This is a genomic window from Dyadobacter sp. CY323 (genome assembly GCF_021390245.1).
Taxonomy (GTDB): domain Bacteria; phylum Bacteroidota; class Bacteroidia; order Cytophagales; family Spirosomataceae; genus Dyadobacter.
Genome location: NZ_JAJUXH010000018.1, coordinates 35,101 through 52,745, shown reverse-complemented (window position 1 = coordinate 52,745; position 17,645 = coordinate 35,101). Strand labels below are relative to the sequence as shown.

Below are 17,645 nucleotides of genomic sequence, written 5' to 3'. Positions count from 1 at the left end.
GGTGGGTTGTTTGTCGACTGATCCCGTTCTCCGCTTTTTGTTCTTTTCTGCCTGGTCTAAGTTCGCATCTTAATTCAATCAAAAATTAGTCATGAAAAAAGTTGTATTCTTATTCCTGGTGGCGTTCGCTACCCATTCCAACGCGACTGTCCGAACCGTAAACAACCGGGCCGATGGCGGCGCACAATTTAATAATCTCCAAACGGCCATTGATCAATCCCAGAACGGAGACACGCTATATATTCACGGCTCTCAGGATTCGTATGGAAATGTATCCATTGCCGAAAAGGCGCTCACGCTGATCGGGCCGGGTTTTTATCCCTCAAAAGACAATCCGCTCACGGCGGAAGTCGGTAACATCACATTCGTAAACAACATGGAGGTCGCTGGGGATAATAATGGAAGTGAGATCCATGGGTTGATTATAAACAGTTTGTTATTGCCGGGTTTTGTGAATAACAGTGGCTTCCGAATTATCCGTAACTCGCTCAATTATATTCATATGAGTTCGGCAAATAAGGGTACCAAATACTCTAATATGCTTATCGAAGGCAATTTTGTCCACGGGGGAATTGCAGGAAACAGCGGCAATGACGGCTATTTTGACATAACAATTCAGAACAACGTTTTCGGTGGTGGAGCTTTTATTGGCAGTCTTGTTAATTGCAACAACGTGATTGTGAACCATAACGTGTTTTACAGCGGTAGCAAAACTATCGCATTCAACGCGAGCTGCCGGAATTTGCTGGTGAGTAACAACATCTTTTCAAAAAGGTCATTTGGTAACAACGATATCATTTTTTCTACATTCTCAAACAACCTTACTTTCGACTGCAACGGCACGAACGAACCGTGGGCGGCGGGAAACAATGTGAATAATGGAGGTAATGTCGCGAATGAAAATCCGCAAATGGCTTCGCAGTCGGATATTACCGCAGGTAAAGCAGATTTTAACCTGGATTTTTCAATCGCCTCCGGCCCGGCAGATAACAAAGGCAGCGACGGCAAAGATATCGGTTTGTTGTTTGATGCTGTGGGAAGCTTGAACTGGGCTGTCGGCCGCAGCGCACGGTTGCCGATCGTGGTCAATATGACGATCAGCAATCCGACCGTTTCACCAGGACAAAGTTTGAATGTGCAGGTTTCAGCAAGGAAAAATAACTGACACATTCAGATATGAAGACAATTTTATACATGCTGCTTGGGCTCCTGTATCTGGGAGCTCAGGCGCAGAATATCGACCGTGCAGAATATTTCGTAGATGCGGATCCGGGTGTTGGAAAGGCTACGAATGTACCGGTTGGCAGTGCCGGCGAATTGGTTAATCTGAATTTCACGATGCCAACCAATTCATTAGCAAACGGTTTTCACAACCTGTATTTCCGCGTAAGATATGAGACCGGGATCTGGGGGCTTTACGAAAAGCGGATGTTTTACGTCGCAGCAGCTCCCGCGGACGCGGAGAATGTGACAGCAGCAGAGTATTTCATTGATGCCGATCCAGGCGTGGGAAAAGGGGTTTCTTTAACAACTGCTTCGGGTGGGAATGTGCAGTTTTCGGGTGTAATTTCCTTGAATGAGCTTCCAGCGGGCTTTCACAACCTGTATATCCGGGTTAAAAGTGGGGGACGATGGGGATTTTATGAAAAGCGAATGTTTTACATTTCTGCACCCGGGATGGACGTTACGAATATTGCTTCGGCCGAATATTTCATCGACTCAGATCCCGGATTAGGCAATGCATCGCCGCTGGCCCTGACTTCGGGCGGGCCTCAGATCACACAAACGTTTTCCATTCAGGTTCCGGTGGGCACGACCGACGGGAAGCATTATTTATTCATCCGTACCAAAAATGCGGCCGGAAAATGGAGCTTGTACGAGCGCGCTGAATTTACCGTGGACGGATCGTTGCCAGTAACAGGCATGGAGCTGACTGCCAGAAGCTTACCGGATCAAACTGCTTTACTAAAATGGTTTACTTACACAGAAATCAATAATAGTCATTTCGATGTGGAACGAAGCAAAAATGGCCTGCAATTCGAGAAGATCGGTGAGGTTGAAGGAAATGGAACGACCAGCGAAACCATGTATTATCAGTTTACCGACTCAAATCCTTTGCCGGGAATGAATTATTACCGGCTGAAACAAGTGGATTTGGACGGTACCGAATCGCCTTCACGCATTGTGTATGTCTTATTTTCGGATACTGACAAAGAAACCGTTCTGTTTCCAAACCCGGCCTCAGACTATGTAAATGTAAGCTACGAAGGCAATGAGGCAGAGGTTTTGATCTCCATTTACAACAGTAACGGGCAATGTTTGAAAACGGACGTTTACAAAACAGCTGAAACAATCCAGGTTGATCTACATACATTTTCACCCGGCATTTACCACGTAATGCTGACTGACGGGATCCGGAAAAGTATACTGAGGTTTGTGAAACGGTGATTACCTCCATTTTTTCATTTGCTGAGAATTAACCAACGACTGCATTTGTTCCCATAGGCCCATGAACTCGATAGTGAATTTTGTGCCCAGCCAGTGGAAGATGATCAAACCCGTAGCCTGTGGATTTTTGTGCTTTGTAATGTCAGTGAATGGACAGACAATAATTACATTAAATCACTATTAAATTTTATTTGACACACATTTTTGGCTGGATTTTTTAGTAGTTACGTTTACATTTAGTTTTTAATCAAAACGTCGCACTTTAATCCAAAGAAGATGAAAAACCTGAAAGCATTGATACTGCTCGCATTGCTGACTGTTTCTGCGTCCGCATTTTCACAAACGGCAACTCCGGCAAAAGCCACTACCAAAACAACGGTAGCCACCAAGCAAACCGGGAAAGACAAAACGTCGATCACCGTGAAAACCAAAGCCGACGGAACACCGGATAAACGGTATGCGGAGAATAAAAAACTGAAAGCCGATGGAACGCCGGATAAGCGTTATGCTGAAAACAAAAACCTGAAAAAAGACGGAACGCCGGACAAACGGTACAAAACCAATAAAACAGAAGCGGATAAGGCGGCGAAGAAACCGAACTAAGCGTAAGAATTTTCTGAGAATAATTAGGGTAAGCGCCCGACTGGTTGTCATTTCAATGAACAGCCCAAGTCGGGCGCTTATTTTATTCACAATCAGATCAGTGCAATGAACGCAGCCATCGCGGATCACCAAACAGTTTTAAGCCGGGACAGGGAATCCGAATTCGAAAGGGTTTTTAAGTCGCATTTTAAAGGACTTCATGCATATGCCTGCACCATTTTGCGGGACGATATCATGGCCGAAGAAATGGTGCAGAATGTGTTTTGCAGGTTATGGGAAAAGACAGACCACATTGAAATCCGGGAATCTGTGAGCGGGTACCTCTACCGTTCGGTCTATCACGAAAGTCTGAATTACCTCAAACACCTGAAAGTCAAAGAAGCTTATCACACGTACGCCATCAATCACATGGAACACAGTAACAACACTTCGCACGGGCTCGAACTTTCCGAGTTGGAAAGCAGGCTGGAAAATGCATTAAAGGAATTGCCGGAAAAATGCCGCACGATATTTCAAATGAGCCGGTTTGAGGAATTGAAATATCAGGAGATCGCGGACCGGCTGCAGTTGCCGGTGAAGACAGTTGAAAATCAAATGGGCAAGGCTTTGCGGCTTCTAAGAATCAAACTGGTCGATTTTCTGCCAGCATCCTTTCTTCTATTTTTCCTCATCTAATCAGTCATGAAACAAGAACTAAATTATCATATGGACGATCTGCTCGTAAAATCCCTGCTGGACGAGGCAACTCTGGCAGAGCAGATCGAGATCAATCAGTGGCTTTCGGATAGTGACGATAATCAGCGCTATTTTGAGCATTTTGAAATGATCTGGAAACAAAGCAGGCGGCTGGAAGCGCGGACAAAAGTGGACGAGAATGCAGCCTGGGAGCGATTCAAGACACGGACGCAAACGACTAAGGAAGAGCCCAAAGTGCTTCCATTATATCCAAAACGACCACTCAGCATCCTGCGCATCGCAGCAATGCTTACGCTGACTGTCTGCGCCGGTTGGCTGGCTGTCATGTTGTTTTACAATCAGAAAAACCCGGAACAAATGGTAGTCCGCTCGGGCACACGAACTTTGATTGATACTTTACCCGACGGCTCCGTAGTTACTTTGAACAAGAAATCGACTCTTTCATATCCCGCAAATTTTACGGGGGATACACGACGAGTGGCACTCACAGGAGAAGCATTTTTTGAGGTAACACCCAACAAAGAAAAACCATTTATCATTTCTGTAAACGACGTGACTGTGAAAGTGGTTGGGACGTCGTTTAATGTAAAAGAAAACCCAAAAAAGACGGAGGTAATCGTAGAAACCGGGTTGGTAGAGGTGGCTAAAAGTCAGCGGATGGTAAAAGTCCGGCCGATGGAAAAAGTGACAGTGAGCAAATCAGGTGCCGCGTTTACGAAAGAAGAAACGAGAGAGGAATTTCACAAATACTACCGGACGGGCAGACTGATCTGCGATTACACACCACTATGGCGCCTGACGGAAATTTTGAGTGAGTCTTTCGACGCGGATATCGTCATCAAAAACGACAGCATCAGAACGATGACGATCAATACGACTTTTGAGCAAAAGTCATTAGATAGCATTTTGTCGGTGATCAGTGCGACATTGGGTGTGGAGGTTCAACATAACGGAAAGCAAATCATTTTGAAATAGCACTTATCTTTCGGAATGATTTTGACCTTTAACTTACTCAAGAGGCTGAGACTCTCTGCATTACTGATTGTGATCCCTTATTTTGGTGTCGCTCAAAACCTTCTGAACAAACCGGTTACCATTTCTGTGAAAGGGCAACCGGTTTTTCAGGTTTTGAAAATGATCGAAGAGCAGGGGAAATTCTATTTCTCGTACAACAGTAACCTTGTTCCCGGGGATAGTCTGGTCACGGTCCAGGCAACGGGGAAGACGGTTGCCAATGTGCTCGACCAGCTTTTCAAGATGAAATATCAATTCAAGGAAAAAGGCGATTACGTGATCATTCTGCCGGCTGAAAAGGAAAGAACGGTCCATATCGACGGTTACGTGGAAGATCTGGAAACCCGCGCCCCCGTTGACTATGCCAGTATTTATTCAAGAAAACTGCTGATCTCCACACTTTCCGAGGATAATGGTCATTTCAGGCTCCGAATCAAAGACCGGGCTTTTCCGATCAACATTACCATCAGCAAGGTAGGATACAGTGACACGACAATTGTTATTGCTACTCAGGAAAACACGCATATCCGGGTAAGCCTCGCTCAAAAAGCAGTTGACCTCGATCCGCTGATCGTCCGGTATTCAGAAGGGGAAGCGAGTTGGCTTGGAAGGTTGTTTTTATCGGCAAAATTGCGGGCTCAAAGTCGGAACATAAGTAAATTCTTTGTTTCGCTACCGTATCAGGCCTCGTTAACACCGGGTTTAGGAACGCATGGAAGAATGAGTTCGCAGGTAGTCAATAAGGTTTCGCTCAATCTTTTGGGAGGGTATACTGCCGGGGTGAGCGGCGTGGAGGTTGCCGGCGGTTTCAACATTTCCAAGCAGGATGTTCGTTATGCGCAGATCGCGGGCGTATTCAACCTGGTTTCCGGACACGTAAAAGGAGTGCAAGTGGCTGGTTTTCTGAACCAGATCCTCGATTCGCTGCATGGCGTGCAAGTTTCGGGTTTCAGCGGTTCAGTTAAAAAACAGGTAAGTGGCGTTCAGGTCAGCGGGTTTATTAATCAGGCTAAAAGCGCCTTGGCAGGCGGACAAATTTCCGGGGCAATCGGGTTGATCACCGAAAATGGGAAGGGAATTCAGGTTTCGGGGGCATACAATCAGGTGTCGGGAGAGTTTGACGGAATCCAGGTTGCCGGAGCAGCAAATGTGGTTAAAGGTAAGTCGCGCGGCATTCAGGTATCTTCTGCATTAAATTTCGCTGGTCAGGGCTTTCATGGATTGCAAGTCGGCTCTGCCAATTATGCGAAACATTTGAAGGGAGTACAATTGGGAATTGTGAATGTAGCAGATAGTTCGGCAGGAGTGAGTTTCGGACTGTTTAATTTTATCAAGAAAAGCACGTCCAACATTTCCATTTACGCGAGCGAAATTGTCCCATTTAATATCGCATTGAAAATGGGGACGCATAAGTTTTACAGCATCCTGAACGCAGGAGCCTCGACTGCAGCAGATAAAAAAGCATATGTATTCGGTGCGGGCATCGGCCGGGAATTTTTTCCATTCAAAAAAGCGGGTTTCTTCACCGAACTTTCGAGCCAAAACATTTTCCAGGGGAGTTGGGAAAATGTCCCATATCTGTTTTCTTTCCAGACCGCCGCTACCTACAAGCTGAACAAACGGTTCTTACTCTTCGCCGGACCTTCTTTTTCGGTTTATCAAAATGAAGTGAAAGAAAAAAAGCCGGGCTACAAAACATTCCCACCAAAAGGTTATCCCGGATTCGATTTCAGCGACAAGCTTATGTCCTGGTTTGGCTGGCAGGCCGGGATTAGCTGGCGTTATGGGAGGTTGTGAAAATTTGAATCTTAGTTTGTAAGGATATGTAGCAGATTTGGCATATTATTTCTTAGCCATTGGGGAATTTCATTTTCGCTTTTATAGCTTACTTGTTGTTCGTCGATCGTCAAAATATGAACATAACAAGGGCCACCATTATCTAGTACAATTAAGCGGTTTATAAGTGCCAGGTTTTTATCTAACATCGCAATGTTTCCGAAGAAATTGTCATAGACATTTAGCGGAGGGACATGGTGACCGTTTTGAGAAACTCTCGTTGCCACTCTTTGAAGGGATAAAGCGACATTTTCAAGAGCTAAATAGATCATAACAATTTTATAGCCATTTTCTCTAAAACGTCGTATCACAGACCAGGAGTTTTCATTTGTAAAATGGCCTTCATACGCATAACTTTTTTGAAGTTTCATCGAAAGATCAACTTGTTCCAGGAAGATCAATTCAAGTTCCGAAGCAGCTTTTTCCTTCGCATACTTTAGAACTTTGCACTCTTGGTAGTATTTATTTAGAAGCTGGTAGTAGATCTTGTCTCCGTCGAAAACCGGCAAACTAAGACCAGCTGGAAGGAGGCCTAAGGCATTGGAGGATTTCCCGGCTCCATTTGGGCCGGTTATAACATATAACTCAGGCATAATGGAATTGACGCAATCCATGTCTATTCCGAACCTGATTAATTTCCGTTGAGTTTAATGATCTTACTTCAATGATTGTCTGATTATCCGCGCCTAGTTTCATTAGCTTCATAGAACCGTCAGAGTATTCGTTAATAAATCCATCCGGCGCGATTTCGTTGTCCACTAACATAAATGGATAACCTTTTTCGAAAGTCTCCAATCTGAGCCTTTTCACACTTTCGTTCAGCCTTATTTCTTCTTCTGTCCTCATCATTGTTTTTGATAACAAATGGTCAAGTCAAATTTAACCAACTTAAAACTTTAAAAAAATTAAATTCTTCCCCCAAAAATTAGGGTAACCTCCTCTCACGTTGTCGATACTTTGCATTCAGCAAGGAGACCGGATTGAAGGCCTGCAATTGGAGCTTCTGGAATACTGGATGCATTTATTTCAAATCTTTTAAATGCATTGTCATGAGAAATCACATTTTTAGCCAAGTTAAAACAGCCGTAATTTTTACAATTTTCTCACTTCTGTCACTTGCCACGTTTGCGCAAGACGACAGCACCGCCAGAATTCATATCGGGTTTGTATATCCAATCAGTTCCAATGGCCAAAAAGCTGCAAGCTATACCAACCAATTTTCGTTTCACGCCGTCGCCGGATTATCCAAGGCAGAAACTGGTTTTACATTATCAGGAGTTTCGAGTTTGATTAAGGAAAATGCAAAAGGTGCGCAAATCACAGGTGCCGCCAACATTATTGGAGGCTCCGCGAGTGGAACCCAGATTGCCGGGGCGATTAATGTGATCGGGAACAATGCGTCAGGTGCACAGGTGGCCGGTTTTGCCAACATTATCAAAAATGAGGCAAAGGGTGCGCAAATCGCTGGCTTCATGAATCTTACGGGTGCAGTGAATTCCGGTCAGGTTGCCGGTTTTACCAATATTGCAACAAAACACGGCAATGGGTTTCAATTAGCAGGTTTTTTAAATAAAGCACAAAACGTGAATTCGCAGATTTCGGGATTCGCCAATGTGGCCAAAAAAGTGAAAGGGGTGCAACTGGCGGGTTTCATCAACATCGCCGACAGCAGCGATTACCCGATTGCGCTTTTTAACTTCATCAAAAACGGGGAGAAATCAATCAGTTTGTCGGTTGACGAAACGGTGACCACGATGGCTTCATTTCGCTCGGGAGGCCGGGTTTTGTATGGGATTGCCGGGGTAGGTTATAATCTCAAAGACAACGACGAACCGTTGTATGGTGTTGAGGCCGGGTTAGGGGCGCATATTCCGGTGGCTGATCCGTTTCGCATCAACCTGGAAGCGGTCAGTCAGACTCTGACAGACTTTAAAGGTGGAAGTTATTTCAAAAATTCACTGCGCATTTTGCCTGCATATAAGATCGGTCAGCGGTTTGAGGTGTTCGCCGGACCCACGTTTAACTATATCAGTTACGAACGGGAAGACAGCTATGACTTCATCAAGAAATTCATCTGGAAAAATACCGGAACCAAGGATTTTCAGGGTGTTTATGTCGGGTTCAATGCAGGTTTACAGATCATTCTTTAATGGAGAACGTCAAATTGCGGCTGGCTCTTGCCGGTTGGCGTTCAGTAGCGGATCTTATCTATCTGATCTTCAATAACCTGTGGGCATATCGCAAGAAAGTGATCGTGCAAAATCTCGCTGAGTGCTTTCCTGTAATTTCTGAAAATGAAATTAAACTCTTGTCCAAAAAATATTTCAGGCACCTGGCTGATCTGATCGTTGAACCTTTTCTGATCGGTCAGTTGAAATCCGGAAACTTCAACAAGCTCGTCAGTTATGATAACATGGAGCTGGTCCATCGGTTGATTGCCGATAAGAAGGATATCGTTTTGATGGCGTCGCATTATGGTAATTGGGAATATTTGCTTGCACTTCCATTAGTAGCCAAATGTGATGTACTGGCTGCATATTCCCCATTGACGAACCGTTTTTTGGATAAAAAGCTGCTGAAAATGCGTAGCCGGTTCGGGATAAAACTTGTTCCTAAGTCGGATTGGTACCGCACGGTACTGAAATGGGATCACAAAGCTCCCGCTATTTTCATCACCATTGCCGATCAGCGACCTGCAGGCCCGGTAAAAAACCATCTTGAATTTATGAATATGAAGACGTTTGTTCAGCCGGGTGCCGCACGCATTGCAATCAGCAGGAATTGCGCTGTGGTGTACCTGGACGTACAAAAAAAGGCGCGAAACAGGTACCGTTTTAGCTTTAAACTACTCGCCGAAAATCCGGAGAATATGGACGAAAATCAGATTATGCGACAGTATTATCAATCACTAGAAAGCACTATAAAGCGGCAACCTGAGCTTTGGCTATGGTCTCATAATCGCTGGAAGTGTATTTTAGAAAGAAAAAAATATGTTAAAATCGGGAAACTGGCTCAAAATTCAGCAAAGGGTTGCTTTTTTACACAGTTTTCCGATTTTTTATGAAATTGTAATTTTCTCATAGTCAGTACTTTGTTGACTATGATCCTCATGGGACTGCTATTTTAGCGTGATGCAGCCAAACCAATTGTTTACTAAAACAAAGCATTATGAGAAAATTAGCATTTTTGGGTGTGTTTTTAATCGCCGGGATGGTTGCGGGATGTAATGATGACGATGACACAACAGACCCAACTCCCGTGCTGCCTGAGCTGAAAGTAAGTACAACACTTTCAGGGGCAAACGAAGTACCGGCTAATCCATCAACGGCGACAGGTTCAGTAGGTGGTACCTTGGATCAGGAAAGCAGAGTGTTGAGGATCAACATCATGTACAGCGATTCTACATCCGGAGATTCCACCGCCGCAGATTCGGCATTTACTCCGACTGCCTGGCACATTCACAAAGGTTCTGCAGATTCGACAGGAGCCGTTGTGATCGATTTTGGAACAACTTTTACCTCACCCTTTGCATTTACAGACACTTTGACAGAAGCACAAGTCGCCGATCTGAAATCGGGCTCGTATTATGTTGACATCCATTCGAAAAAATACCCGAATGGAGAGATCAGAGGTCAGCTGAAAGCTGAGGAGTAAGATAGTTTAGTGCATTTACTCAACGCAAAAGAGCGGCTCCGAATGGAAGCCGCTCTTTTGCTATATGGCTGATCATAAATGATTTGTATTAAAAAAGCTCGCGGGCTTTTTCCAATGCACTTTCCAGCCCGGTCGAATCGGATCCGCCGGCAGTTGCAAAAAATGGCTGACCGCCGCCGCCGCCACGGATTTCTTTGGCAAGTTCTTTCACGATCTTTCCTGCATTCAAACCGGTTTCCTGAACGATATTCTCGGCAATGAACACCGAAAGCTGTGGTTTGCCGGCGATTTCAGTGCCGAATACGGCAATCAGATTTTCGACCTGGTCGCGCAGCTCGTATGACAGTTGTTTCAATGACTCGGCCGAGGGTACATCCACTTGTTTCACAATCAGGTTGAATGTGCTGTGTTCTTCCAGATCCTCGATTAAAGATGCTTTAAGTGCCTGGATCTTCTCGTTCTCCAGTGCCGCGATCTTTTTCTGTAATGAAGTTTTTTCGTCAATCAGGTTTTCAACGGCTTTGATCAGATCGGTTGGGTTTTTTAGTAAATCCTTGATCTTGTTCAAAGTTTCTTCCTGTTCGCGCATGAGTAGCAGCGCCTTTTCGCCGGTAACCGCTTCCACGCGGCGCACGCCGGCAGAAACCGAACCCTCGGAAATGAATTTGAAAACACCGATTTTGCCGGTAGACGGAACGTGTGTCCCGCCACAAAGTTCGAATGAAAAAGTAGGGTCGAATATGATCAGGCGAACAAAGTCGCCATATTTTTCCCCGAAAGTCGCAGTTGCTCCCTGATCCAGCGCCTGCTGAATAGGTACATTTCTCCGCTCGTCCAGCAGGATGTCTTCCCGAATTTTTTCATTAACCCGGTCTTCGATTTTTTTCAATTCCTCCTCCGATACTTTGGCGAAATGTGAAAAGTCGAACCGGAGTACCTCGTCATTCAGATAAGAACCTTTTTGCCCGATATGCGTACCCAGAACCTCACGCATCGAAGACAACATTAAATGCGTCGCCGAGTGATTGGACTTGATTTTTTCGCGTCGCGCAATGTCGATCTTCGCAGTAATTATGCCCGCATTCTGCAATGCATCGTCGAGGTTTTTATCTTTTGAAATATGTACAAAAAGATCATTTTCTTTCTTGGTATCGACAATGGAAACGGTCTTTCCTTCCTCATTCAGTACCAAAACGCCGGTATCTCCAACTTGTCCGCCCATTTCAGCATAAAATGGAGTGCGGTCCAATACAATGTGATATTCGTCGCCGGTTTTCGTTTTAACCTTGCGGTACTTTGTAATGTGGCTGTGCGTTTCTTCGAAATCGTATCCTAGAAACTCAACGCCATCAGCCTCACGAAGTTCGATCCAGTCGGTCGCTTCTTTGGCCGCATCCTGCCGTGAGCGTTTTTTCTGCTCGGCCAATGCGTCCTGAAAACCAACTTCATCGATCTGAAACCCTTTTTCTCTCGCGATCAATGCGGTAAGGTCCACGGGGAAACCAAATGTGTCGCTCAATTCAAAGACTTCATCTCCGGCGATGGTATTCAATGCTTTTTCTTTCATGAAAGCGGTGATTACGTCAAGCCGTTTTAAACCAGATTCCAATGTCCGCAAAAAGCTCTTTTCTTCTTCCAAGATTACCTTTGCGACAAACTCTTCCTGCGATTTCAGTTCGGGGAAAACGTCTTTGAACTGCTCCGAAAGCACAGATACCAGTTTGTAGAAAAATGGCTCCTGAAAACCCAGGTAGGAATATCCATAACGTACTGCACGGCGCAAAATGCGGCGGATCACATAACCAGCCTTGTTGTTGGAAGGAAGCTGGCCGTCAGTAATCGCAAATGCAACTGCCCGGATGTGGTCGGAAATGACGCGCATCGCGATGTCAGCAAACGGCTCATTACTGTCCCCATATTTTTTGCCGGATAATGTCTCCAAAACCTGAATGGTATTCTGGAAAACGTCCGTATCGTAATTTGAAATCTTCGCCTGAACCGCCATGCAAAGCCGCTCGAAACCCATACCGGTATCCACATGCGTGGCCGGCAACGGGTTTAGCGATCCGTCTGCCTTGCGTTCAAACTGCATGAATACCAGGTTCCAGATCTCAACCACCTGCGGGTGATCATTATTCACAAGCGATTTTCCTGAAACTTCCGCCACATCGGCAACCGGGCGCAAATCAATATGGATCTCAGAACAAGGTCCGCATGGGCCGGTATCGCCCATTTCCCAGAAATTGTCCTTTTTGTTACCAAGAATAATCCGGTCTTCACCGACAATTGGTTTCCATAAATCCCACGCTTCCTGATCAAACGGCACGCCATCTTTCACGTCACCTTCAAAAACAGACACATATAACCTGTCTTTTGGAAGTTTATATACTTCCGTCAAAAGCTCCCACGCCCACGAAATGGCTTCTTTTTTAAAATAATCACCGAAAGACCAGTTTCCGAGCATTTCGAACATGGTATGGTGGTAAGTATCAAAACCAACATCCTCCAAGTCATTGTGTTTTCCCGAAACCCGCAAACATTTCTGCGTATCCGCAATCCGGCGCGATGGGGGAGTGCCATTACCCAGAAAGAAATCCTTAAACTGGGCCATACCCGAGTTGTTGAACATCAGGGTAGGGTCGTTTTTAGCGACTAGTGGTGCCGACGGGACGATTAAATGTTCTTTACTGCGGAAAAAATCAAGAAAAGCCTGACGTATTTGATGCGAGGTCATTGCGTAAATTTTGGGTACTGTGTCTTGTGGAAATAGCGGCAAAAGTACGCGATCTTTTCTTTTGCAACAATTCAGGCGTCCCGGCATTTAAAAAACTTTCGGATCGATTTCGTCGCTTTCACAATGTGATCATTGACGGTGCCGGTTGAAATCCCATATTTGGACGCGACATAGCTGTGACTCTGGCCTTCCACTTTGCAGGAAATGAAAATGCGCTTTCTTTTCAATGGCAGCCGCTCAATGGCCTGAACCAGTAATGCATTAAATTCTTCAATGGTAAGCTGATTGGTCGGGTGTTCGTCACTTGTGGAGCGTCGGTACCTGATTTCCAAAAGCGTATTATTCTCTCTGGCCAAACGGTTCAGCGCATCGATCGCCACGTTTTTAGAAATTGCAGAAATGTAGCCTTCCAGGGATTTTACATCTTTTAATCGAAGCCGATACTCCCAGATCCGGAGGAAAACATCCTGCGTCAGGTCGGCTGCCAGGTCCGTGCACCTGGTGATTTTGAGCACTTTGGCATATACCCGGTCGTGCTGTTTTCTATATAGCTGACCAAACGCATTCACACTGCCCTCGGAAATTTGTTTGATCAGTTGTTCCCTGTTGTAGTCCGGTTGGTTTTGCAAATCCGATCAGTGTGATAGTGTGATTTGCAAAATAAGTCCTCGGCAGAGAACAATCAGGTTCGGCCCCGTGACGCGCGATTGTCCGGTGGAAATGATTGATCTATCGGCACATTTTGTTTGGATGAAAAAAAATGTGCGGGTTAGAAAACAGGAATTTTACCTGTGTAAACCGGCGTATCTCCATGCATGATCTTGATAATATAGACTCCGGGTGGAAGATCCGTTGCGTTTAGTTTGAGTGTTTCGTTCTGTTTTAGGTCAAATGCTTTTTTCTGCATTCCCGATATATTAAACAGAAATACTTTGAGGATTCCGTTTTGGTCTTGTACGGAGGAGTGTGCCCGGACCTCATACACATTCAATTTGTTTTGATGAATATTTACCCGGATCCCGGCGCATGGATTTTCTGCAAATGCAATCCTGGAAAACTCGAATTTCCCATCGATATCGACTTGTTTCAATCGATAGTAATTATGTAACTGAGCTAATGTGTCTGTAAAGCTATATTGTTGCCCGGTTGCAATGTTACCAATTGCACGCTGGCGGCCGATTTCTTTAAACCGCTTCCCATCCTCGCTTCTTTCCAGCGAAAAGTAATCTGCGTGGATTTCCTCGCTCGTTTCCCATTCGAGCAACACATTGCATTCCTGACTTTTGGCCTGAAAACTTTTCAATTTTACCGGGAGCGGAATCGTGGTAACGGAGCTGAAATAAGCGAAAACAGCAGCAGTCACTGCGATTTCCTGAACTGTAAATTCAGACATTTCAACAGCTTGTCGGGCGTCGGTATACCTTCTGAGGACAGGGTACGGATCTTCCTTTTTAAATCCGTAAGGGTACAGGTTTGAGGAATCCTGAATGGCAAAGCTGGACGGCCTGTTCATTAAAAGTGAAGCAGCGGGCCCAAAAACAGGAACACCGGGAACGGGGTTGGGAAACTTTCCGGGAACAGTAGACCAGTGTAATGGATATTTAGGAACATTCTTCCCGATACCTGTAATAAAACTTTGTGATAACGGATTGTTACCGAGCGGGATATCAATCTGTATTTTGGCAAGGTTCAGCAGCTCAGGTTTACCAAGAAGATGGCTGAACATGATGTAATCGAAGGCGTAACTTTGGGCCATTCCAAAACTCCCGTAACCAATGTATCCTTTAAAATGATGATAAGCTCCATGATACGCATGTGTCTGCATGGTCCGGTTGAAATAATTAACCAAAACCTCAGATTCCAGCTTGCTTTTAAATTCTGAAACGAAAGCCACATTCGTCGGAAAAGTGGTCGTAGAATAAGCCCAAATTGACTTTACCGTATGCTGCTGCCAGCTCATTGTCGCATGGAATTGGTGGGGGATCTGGGCGTAAAATGTTTGAAAAGCTTCATTATAAACCACGTCGCCGGTCGATTTATAGAGCTCTGCTGCGGCCCAGGCCCGGTTATCGCGGTCTTCGGGATCGGGATAAGGTCCGGCGGAAATGCCAGGAACATTCACCGGAGCAGAGGCAGTTTGATGAGCGTTCAGAAACTGCCAGGCCAGCTTTGCCTGAGCGAGACAGGAATTCGCGTAGACCGGGAAGTACGGTTTAAAATTCCGGTAAGCCATCGCCATCGCCGCGGCAAACAATGCGGTCGATTGGGTTGTTTTTTCCGAAACAAATAAGGTACTATTTTCTTCTCCCGGGAGTCCGGGTGACCATGTTGCAGGCGTTACCCGAAAATAAACGCCACCATCGGGAGCCTGCATTTGTTTCAGCCAATCGGTTTCGTATTTCAGCTCGTCGAGGAGATCAGGTATGTTGTTGTTGCTTTCAGGAATGTTGAGATGATTGTCAGGGAATTTCAAAGGATATATTTCAAATGCAGTAAAAAGGGTGAACAATGCACTTGCCGCGGTGGGAACATACCGGCCGTAGTCACCTGCGTCGAGCCAGCCTTTTTGCATCGGTATTGTCGTTCCGGGCGGATAATCGGTCGGGCTGGACAACGGCGACGCATTGTGGGAGCTGTGAATTTCGGCAGTGACCGCAGGCAGGCCGCTTCTCGTCCATATGCCTGCATTTGATTCACCTAAATCACCTGACCGCTGAAAAAACAATGCTCTCGCAGCATGGTAATAGGTTTCATCGTACACATCTGCACCTATTTTAAAATCATGTGACCGGCCAAAACCGGGTACATATATATAGTATGTCCCGGGTGTCGTGAAACTCGAAAAATCCAGCTCGAAAACCATCTCGCCGCTAAATGAAGAGTCACTTTTGAGATATCCCGCGACACCGCTGAATGCGACTTCCGCGGATGCATTCACAATCTGAAATGCAGGCGGATTTACCTGATTAATAGGCATAAACCAGGCGTCGCCAAGAAAGTTGCCAAGTTTTCCAAGTTTAGGACTATCAGGCAGATAACCGACCTGGTTCACTTTCACATTGTCGTAGATCACGAGATCCGAGAATGTGAAAGTAGTTTCAACGGACGTTGCATTTCCCGCCAGATCACTGAACGCACCGGTTTTCAGTTGGTAAGAATCTCCATTTTTAAATGGTTTATCAAAAATCAGGAAAAGCTCGAATGCGATTTTCGGCGCGCCCGAAATTTGCTCCAAACCGGTAACATGCGAATGTCTCCCGATTTTGGAGGGAGTTACGGAGTTCTGGTAATCAGGGTCATCCTGGCTATGTAATGTGTACTTGGCCGGAACGTAACATCCGGTTGTGTCGAATCGCTCGCTGATGCGAAGTTTTAACACATTCTTCGAAACCGGGCTGAGCGTAATTTCGGGAGGCTTCTGGTCAACGACTTTCCTGTCGCCTACACCCGGTAAAACGGGCCCATATTCCTTGTCTTTTGAGGCCGGGTCCTCGGCTTCGCCTTTGGGGAGAACCTTGTTCTGAGGCATTGCAGGATGCGCGAGCAGCGAGCTGGCCAGGAGTAATTTGAGTATCCGAAGCATAACAGTGGTTTTAGTATGTCTTTATGCCTAGACTCCCATCGGTTCTGAACTATATGCTATTATTCACTAAAAAATTTATATTAATTGTTGCACATGCATTTCGCAAAATCCTGCATGCGGAATTTATCTGTCACGATTATTAGTGAGTATAAACCGCATTATGCATTCTTTTTTCTATGAAAAGCTTAACAAAGAATTAACAACAGGATGTTGCAATCGTGCTTGATTCGGGTGAGGCTGAAAATTTAATGCGCTAAAAAATGAAACCGTTTTCAGAGTTATCGGCAGAGGAGTTGGCGATGGAAAACCTCTTCATTCGATGGGTGCGATTCCCGGACGATCCTCCCATACGCTCGTTTTGGGAAAACTGGATATTGAAGTATCCGTCCAGAAAAGACACGGTGGATAAAGCCCGAGAACTTGTACTGATCGCATCTGAATGGAAGCTGGACTCACTGTCTAACCAGGAGGTAAATTCAATATGGGGCAGGATTCGCAGCACCTTGGAGATCAGGGGCGACCGCGAAACGAACACTACTGCACGAACTGACGGCAATTTCACAATCAGAGGTATAATCCTGCTGATTATGTCCGTTACTTTTCTCTTTTTTATCTTCTATTTTCTCTTCTCAAACCTTTGAGATCCGAGGTCATAAACGTTATTTCTGACCAATTTCCCTTAAACTAATTCTTGTTTTATCTTGGTATAGTCCAAAATACTTCTCTACATCGTCGTTTGTGCAGCAAATATTGTATCAGTATTTGTTAATATTTTATAAACAAATTATTTGATCCGGCAAACAATGGCAACGTTCCCGACAACGATTGCATAAATAAATGCGCCTGATTATTTCCGATTCTCTCGCCGAATCTATATTCTGAGTTCCGGTTGAAAATTGTACTATCTGTACAAATAGTAGACTTATTGGAATTATTCTATCCCAGCCCTTTTCTAAATCAGTGCATTTATTCACCCCAAACAATATTAATGACGGAAAGTAACCGCGCAGTCACTTATTTAATTATTCCATGAAAAAATAGCAATATTTTTGTAAGGGTGGTCGCATATTATCTCGT

General features: G+C 45.1%; 15 protein-coding genes. 10 read left to right on the top strand and 5 right to left on the bottom strand.

Annotation, left to right across the window (positions count from 1 at the left end):
• Positions 1-91 precede the first annotated feature (91 nt).
• From LZG72_RS21755 to LZG72_RS21730, 6 genes are all read left to right on the top strand, one after another.
• Positions 92-1,165, top strand: coding sequence for a hypothetical protein (locus LZG72_RS21755; protein ID WP_233877081.1), 1,074 nt, complete (start codon positions 92-94; stop codon positions 1,163-1,165).
• Between the two features lie 11 nt (positions 1,166-1,176).
• On the top strand, positions 1,177-2,448 hold the full coding sequence (locus LZG72_RS21750) for a T9SS type A sorting domain-containing protein (protein WP_233877080.1): 1,272 nt from the start codon (positions 1,177-1,179) through the stop codon (positions 2,446-2,448).
• 276 nt (positions 2,449-2,724) lie between these two features.
• Positions 2,725-3,051, top strand: a complete 327-nt coding sequence (locus LZG72_RS21745) for a hypothetical protein (protein WP_233877078.1) — start codon at positions 2,725-2,727, stop codon at positions 3,049-3,051.
• A gap of 105 nt (positions 3,052-3,156) precedes the next feature.
• Positions 3,157-3,726 carry an RNA polymerase sigma-70 factor gene (locus LZG72_RS21740; RefSeq protein WP_233877076.1) on the top strand — a complete coding sequence of 190 codons (570 nt, stop codon included), beginning with the start codon at positions 3,157-3,159 and terminating at the stop codon, positions 3,724-3,726.
• A gap of 6 nt (positions 3,727-3,732) precedes the next feature.
• Complete coding sequence (locus LZG72_RS21735; protein WP_233877074.1) at positions 3,733-4,722, top strand: FecR family protein; 990 nt, start codon at positions 3,733-3,735, stop codon at positions 4,720-4,722.
• 15 nt (positions 4,723-4,737) lie between these two features.
• Positions 4,738-6,558 (top strand): STN and carboxypeptidase regulatory-like domain-containing protein, encoded by a 1,821-nt coding sequence (locus LZG72_RS21730; RefSeq protein ID WP_233877072.1) that lies wholly within the window; start codon positions 4,738-4,740, stop codon positions 6,556-6,558.
• Between the two features lie 11 nt (positions 6,559-6,569).
• Here LZG72_RS21730 and LZG72_RS21725 read toward each other — a convergent pair whose 3' ends face one another.
• Both LZG72_RS21725 and LZG72_RS21720 read right to left on the bottom strand, forming a co-directional pair.
• Positions 6,570-7,190 carry a zeta toxin family protein gene (locus LZG72_RS21725; protein WP_233877070.1) on the bottom strand — a complete coding sequence of 207 codons (621 nt, stop codon included), beginning with the start codon at positions 7,188-7,190 and terminating at the stop codon, positions 6,570-6,572.
• Positions 7,183-7,446 (bottom strand): hypothetical protein, encoded by a 264-nt coding sequence (locus tag LZG72_RS21720; protein WP_233877068.1) that lies wholly within the window; start codon positions 7,444-7,446, stop codon positions 7,183-7,185. The genes LZG72_RS21725 and LZG72_RS21720 overlap by 8 nt, the downstream gene beginning before the upstream one ends.
• Before the next feature lie 200 nt (positions 7,447-7,646).
• Here LZG72_RS21720 and LZG72_RS21715 point away from each other — a divergent pair, with 200 nt between their 5' ends.
• The 3 genes from LZG72_RS21715 to LZG72_RS21705 all read left to right on the top strand — a co-directional run bounded on the left by LZG72_RS21715 (position 7,647) and on the right by LZG72_RS21705 (position 10,251).
• Positions 7,647-8,747, top strand: coding sequence for a hypothetical protein (locus tag LZG72_RS21715; protein ID WP_233877066.1), 1,101 nt, complete (start codon positions 7,647-7,649; stop codon positions 8,745-8,747).
• On the top strand, positions 8,747-9,661 hold the full coding sequence (locus LZG72_RS21710; RefSeq protein WP_233877064.1) for a lysophospholipid acyltransferase family protein: 915 nt from the start codon (positions 8,747-8,749) through the stop codon (positions 9,659-9,661). The genes LZG72_RS21715 and LZG72_RS21710 overlap by 1 nt, the downstream gene beginning before the upstream one ends.
• A gap of 104 nt (positions 9,662-9,765) precedes the next feature.
• Positions 9,766-10,251 (top strand): CHRD domain-containing protein, encoded by a 486-nt coding sequence (locus LZG72_RS21705; protein ID WP_233877062.1) that lies wholly within the window; start codon positions 9,766-9,768, stop codon positions 10,249-10,251.
• Positions 10,252-10,339: 88 nt separating this feature from the next.
• On the opposite strand, the gene alaS is transcribed toward LZG72_RS21705, so the two are convergent.
• From alaS to LZG72_RS21690, 3 genes are all read right to left on the bottom strand, one after another.
• On the bottom strand, positions 10,340-12,985 hold the full coding sequence (gene alaS, locus LZG72_RS21700) for an alanine--tRNA ligase (RefSeq protein WP_233877060.1): 2,646 nt from the start codon (positions 12,983-12,985) through the stop codon (positions 10,340-10,342).
• A 71-nt stretch (positions 12,986-13,056) separates the two neighbouring features.
• On the bottom strand, positions 13,057-13,614 hold the full coding sequence (locus tag LZG72_RS21695; protein WP_233877058.1) for an RNA polymerase sigma factor: 558 nt from the start codon (positions 13,612-13,614) through the stop codon (positions 13,057-13,059).
• 140 nt (positions 13,615-13,754) lie between these two features.
• Positions 13,755-16,568 (bottom strand): glycoside hydrolase family 9 protein, encoded by a 2,814-nt coding sequence (locus tag LZG72_RS21690; protein ID WP_233877056.1) that lies wholly within the window; start codon positions 16,566-16,568, stop codon positions 13,755-13,757.
• A 260-nt stretch (positions 16,569-16,828) separates the two neighbouring features.
• On the opposite strand from LZG72_RS21690, the gene LZG72_RS21685 reads away from it, so the two are divergent.
• Positions 16,829-17,209: a hypothetical protein gene (locus LZG72_RS21685; RefSeq protein WP_233877054.1), complete on the top strand. Its 381-nt coding sequence runs from the start codon at positions 16,829-16,831 to the stop codon at positions 17,207-17,209.
• The last annotated feature ends 436 nt before the right edge of the window (positions 17,210-17,645 follow it).

Excerpts from the sequence above, each read along its gene's own strand:
- LZG72_RS21740 (WP_233877076.1), top strand. The coding sequence starts at position 3,157 with ATGAACGCAGCCATCGCGGATCACCAAACAGTTTTAAGCCGGGACAGG.
- LZG72_RS21715 (WP_233877066.1), top strand. The coding sequence starts at position 7,647 with ATGAGAAATCACATTTTTAGCCAAGTTAAAACAGCCGTAATTTTTACA.
- LZG72_RS21685 (WP_233877054.1), top strand. The coding sequence starts at position 16,829 with ATGAAACCGTTTTCAGAGTTATCGGCAGAGGAGTTGGCGATGGAAAAC.
- LZG72_RS21750 (WP_233877080.1), top strand. The coding sequence starts at position 1,177 with ATGAAGACAATTTTATACATGCTGCTTGGGCTCCTGTATCTGGGAGCT.
- LZG72_RS21710 (WP_233877064.1), top strand. The coding sequence starts at position 8,747 with ATGGAGAACGTCAAATTGCGGCTGGCTCTTGCCGGTTGGCGTTCAGTA.
- LZG72_RS21725 (WP_233877070.1), bottom strand. The coding sequence starts at position 7,190 with ATGCCTGAGTTATATGTTATAACCGGCCCAAATGGAGCCGGGAAATCC.
- LZG72_RS21735 (WP_233877074.1), top strand. The coding sequence starts at position 3,733 with ATGAAACAAGAACTAAATTATCATATGGACGATCTGCTCGTAAAATCC.
- LZG72_RS21720 (WP_233877068.1), bottom strand. The coding sequence starts at position 7,446 with ATGATGAGGACAGAAGAAGAAATAAGGCTGAACGAAAGTGTGAAAAGG.
- LZG72_RS21745 (WP_233877078.1), top strand. The coding sequence starts at position 2,725 with ATGAAAAACCTGAAAGCATTGATACTGCTCGCATTGCTGACTGTTTCT.
- LZG72_RS21705 (WP_233877062.1), top strand. The coding sequence starts at position 9,766 with ATGAGAAAATTAGCATTTTTGGGTGTGTTTTTAATCGCCGGGATGGTT.
- alaS (WP_233877060.1), bottom strand. The coding sequence starts at position 12,985 with ATGACCTCGCATCAAATACGTCAGGCTTTTCTTGATTTTTTCCGCAGT.
- LZG72_RS21730 (WP_233877072.1), top strand. The coding sequence starts at position 4,738 with ATGATTTTGACCTTTAACTTACTCAAGAGGCTGAGACTCTCTGCATTA.
- LZG72_RS21755 (WP_233877081.1), top strand. The coding sequence starts at position 92 with ATGAAAAAAGTTGTATTCTTATTCCTGGTGGCGTTCGCTACCCATTCC.
- LZG72_RS21690 (WP_233877056.1), bottom strand. The coding sequence starts at position 16,568 with ATGCTTCGGATACTCAAATTACTCCTGGCCAGCTCGCTGCTCGCGCAT.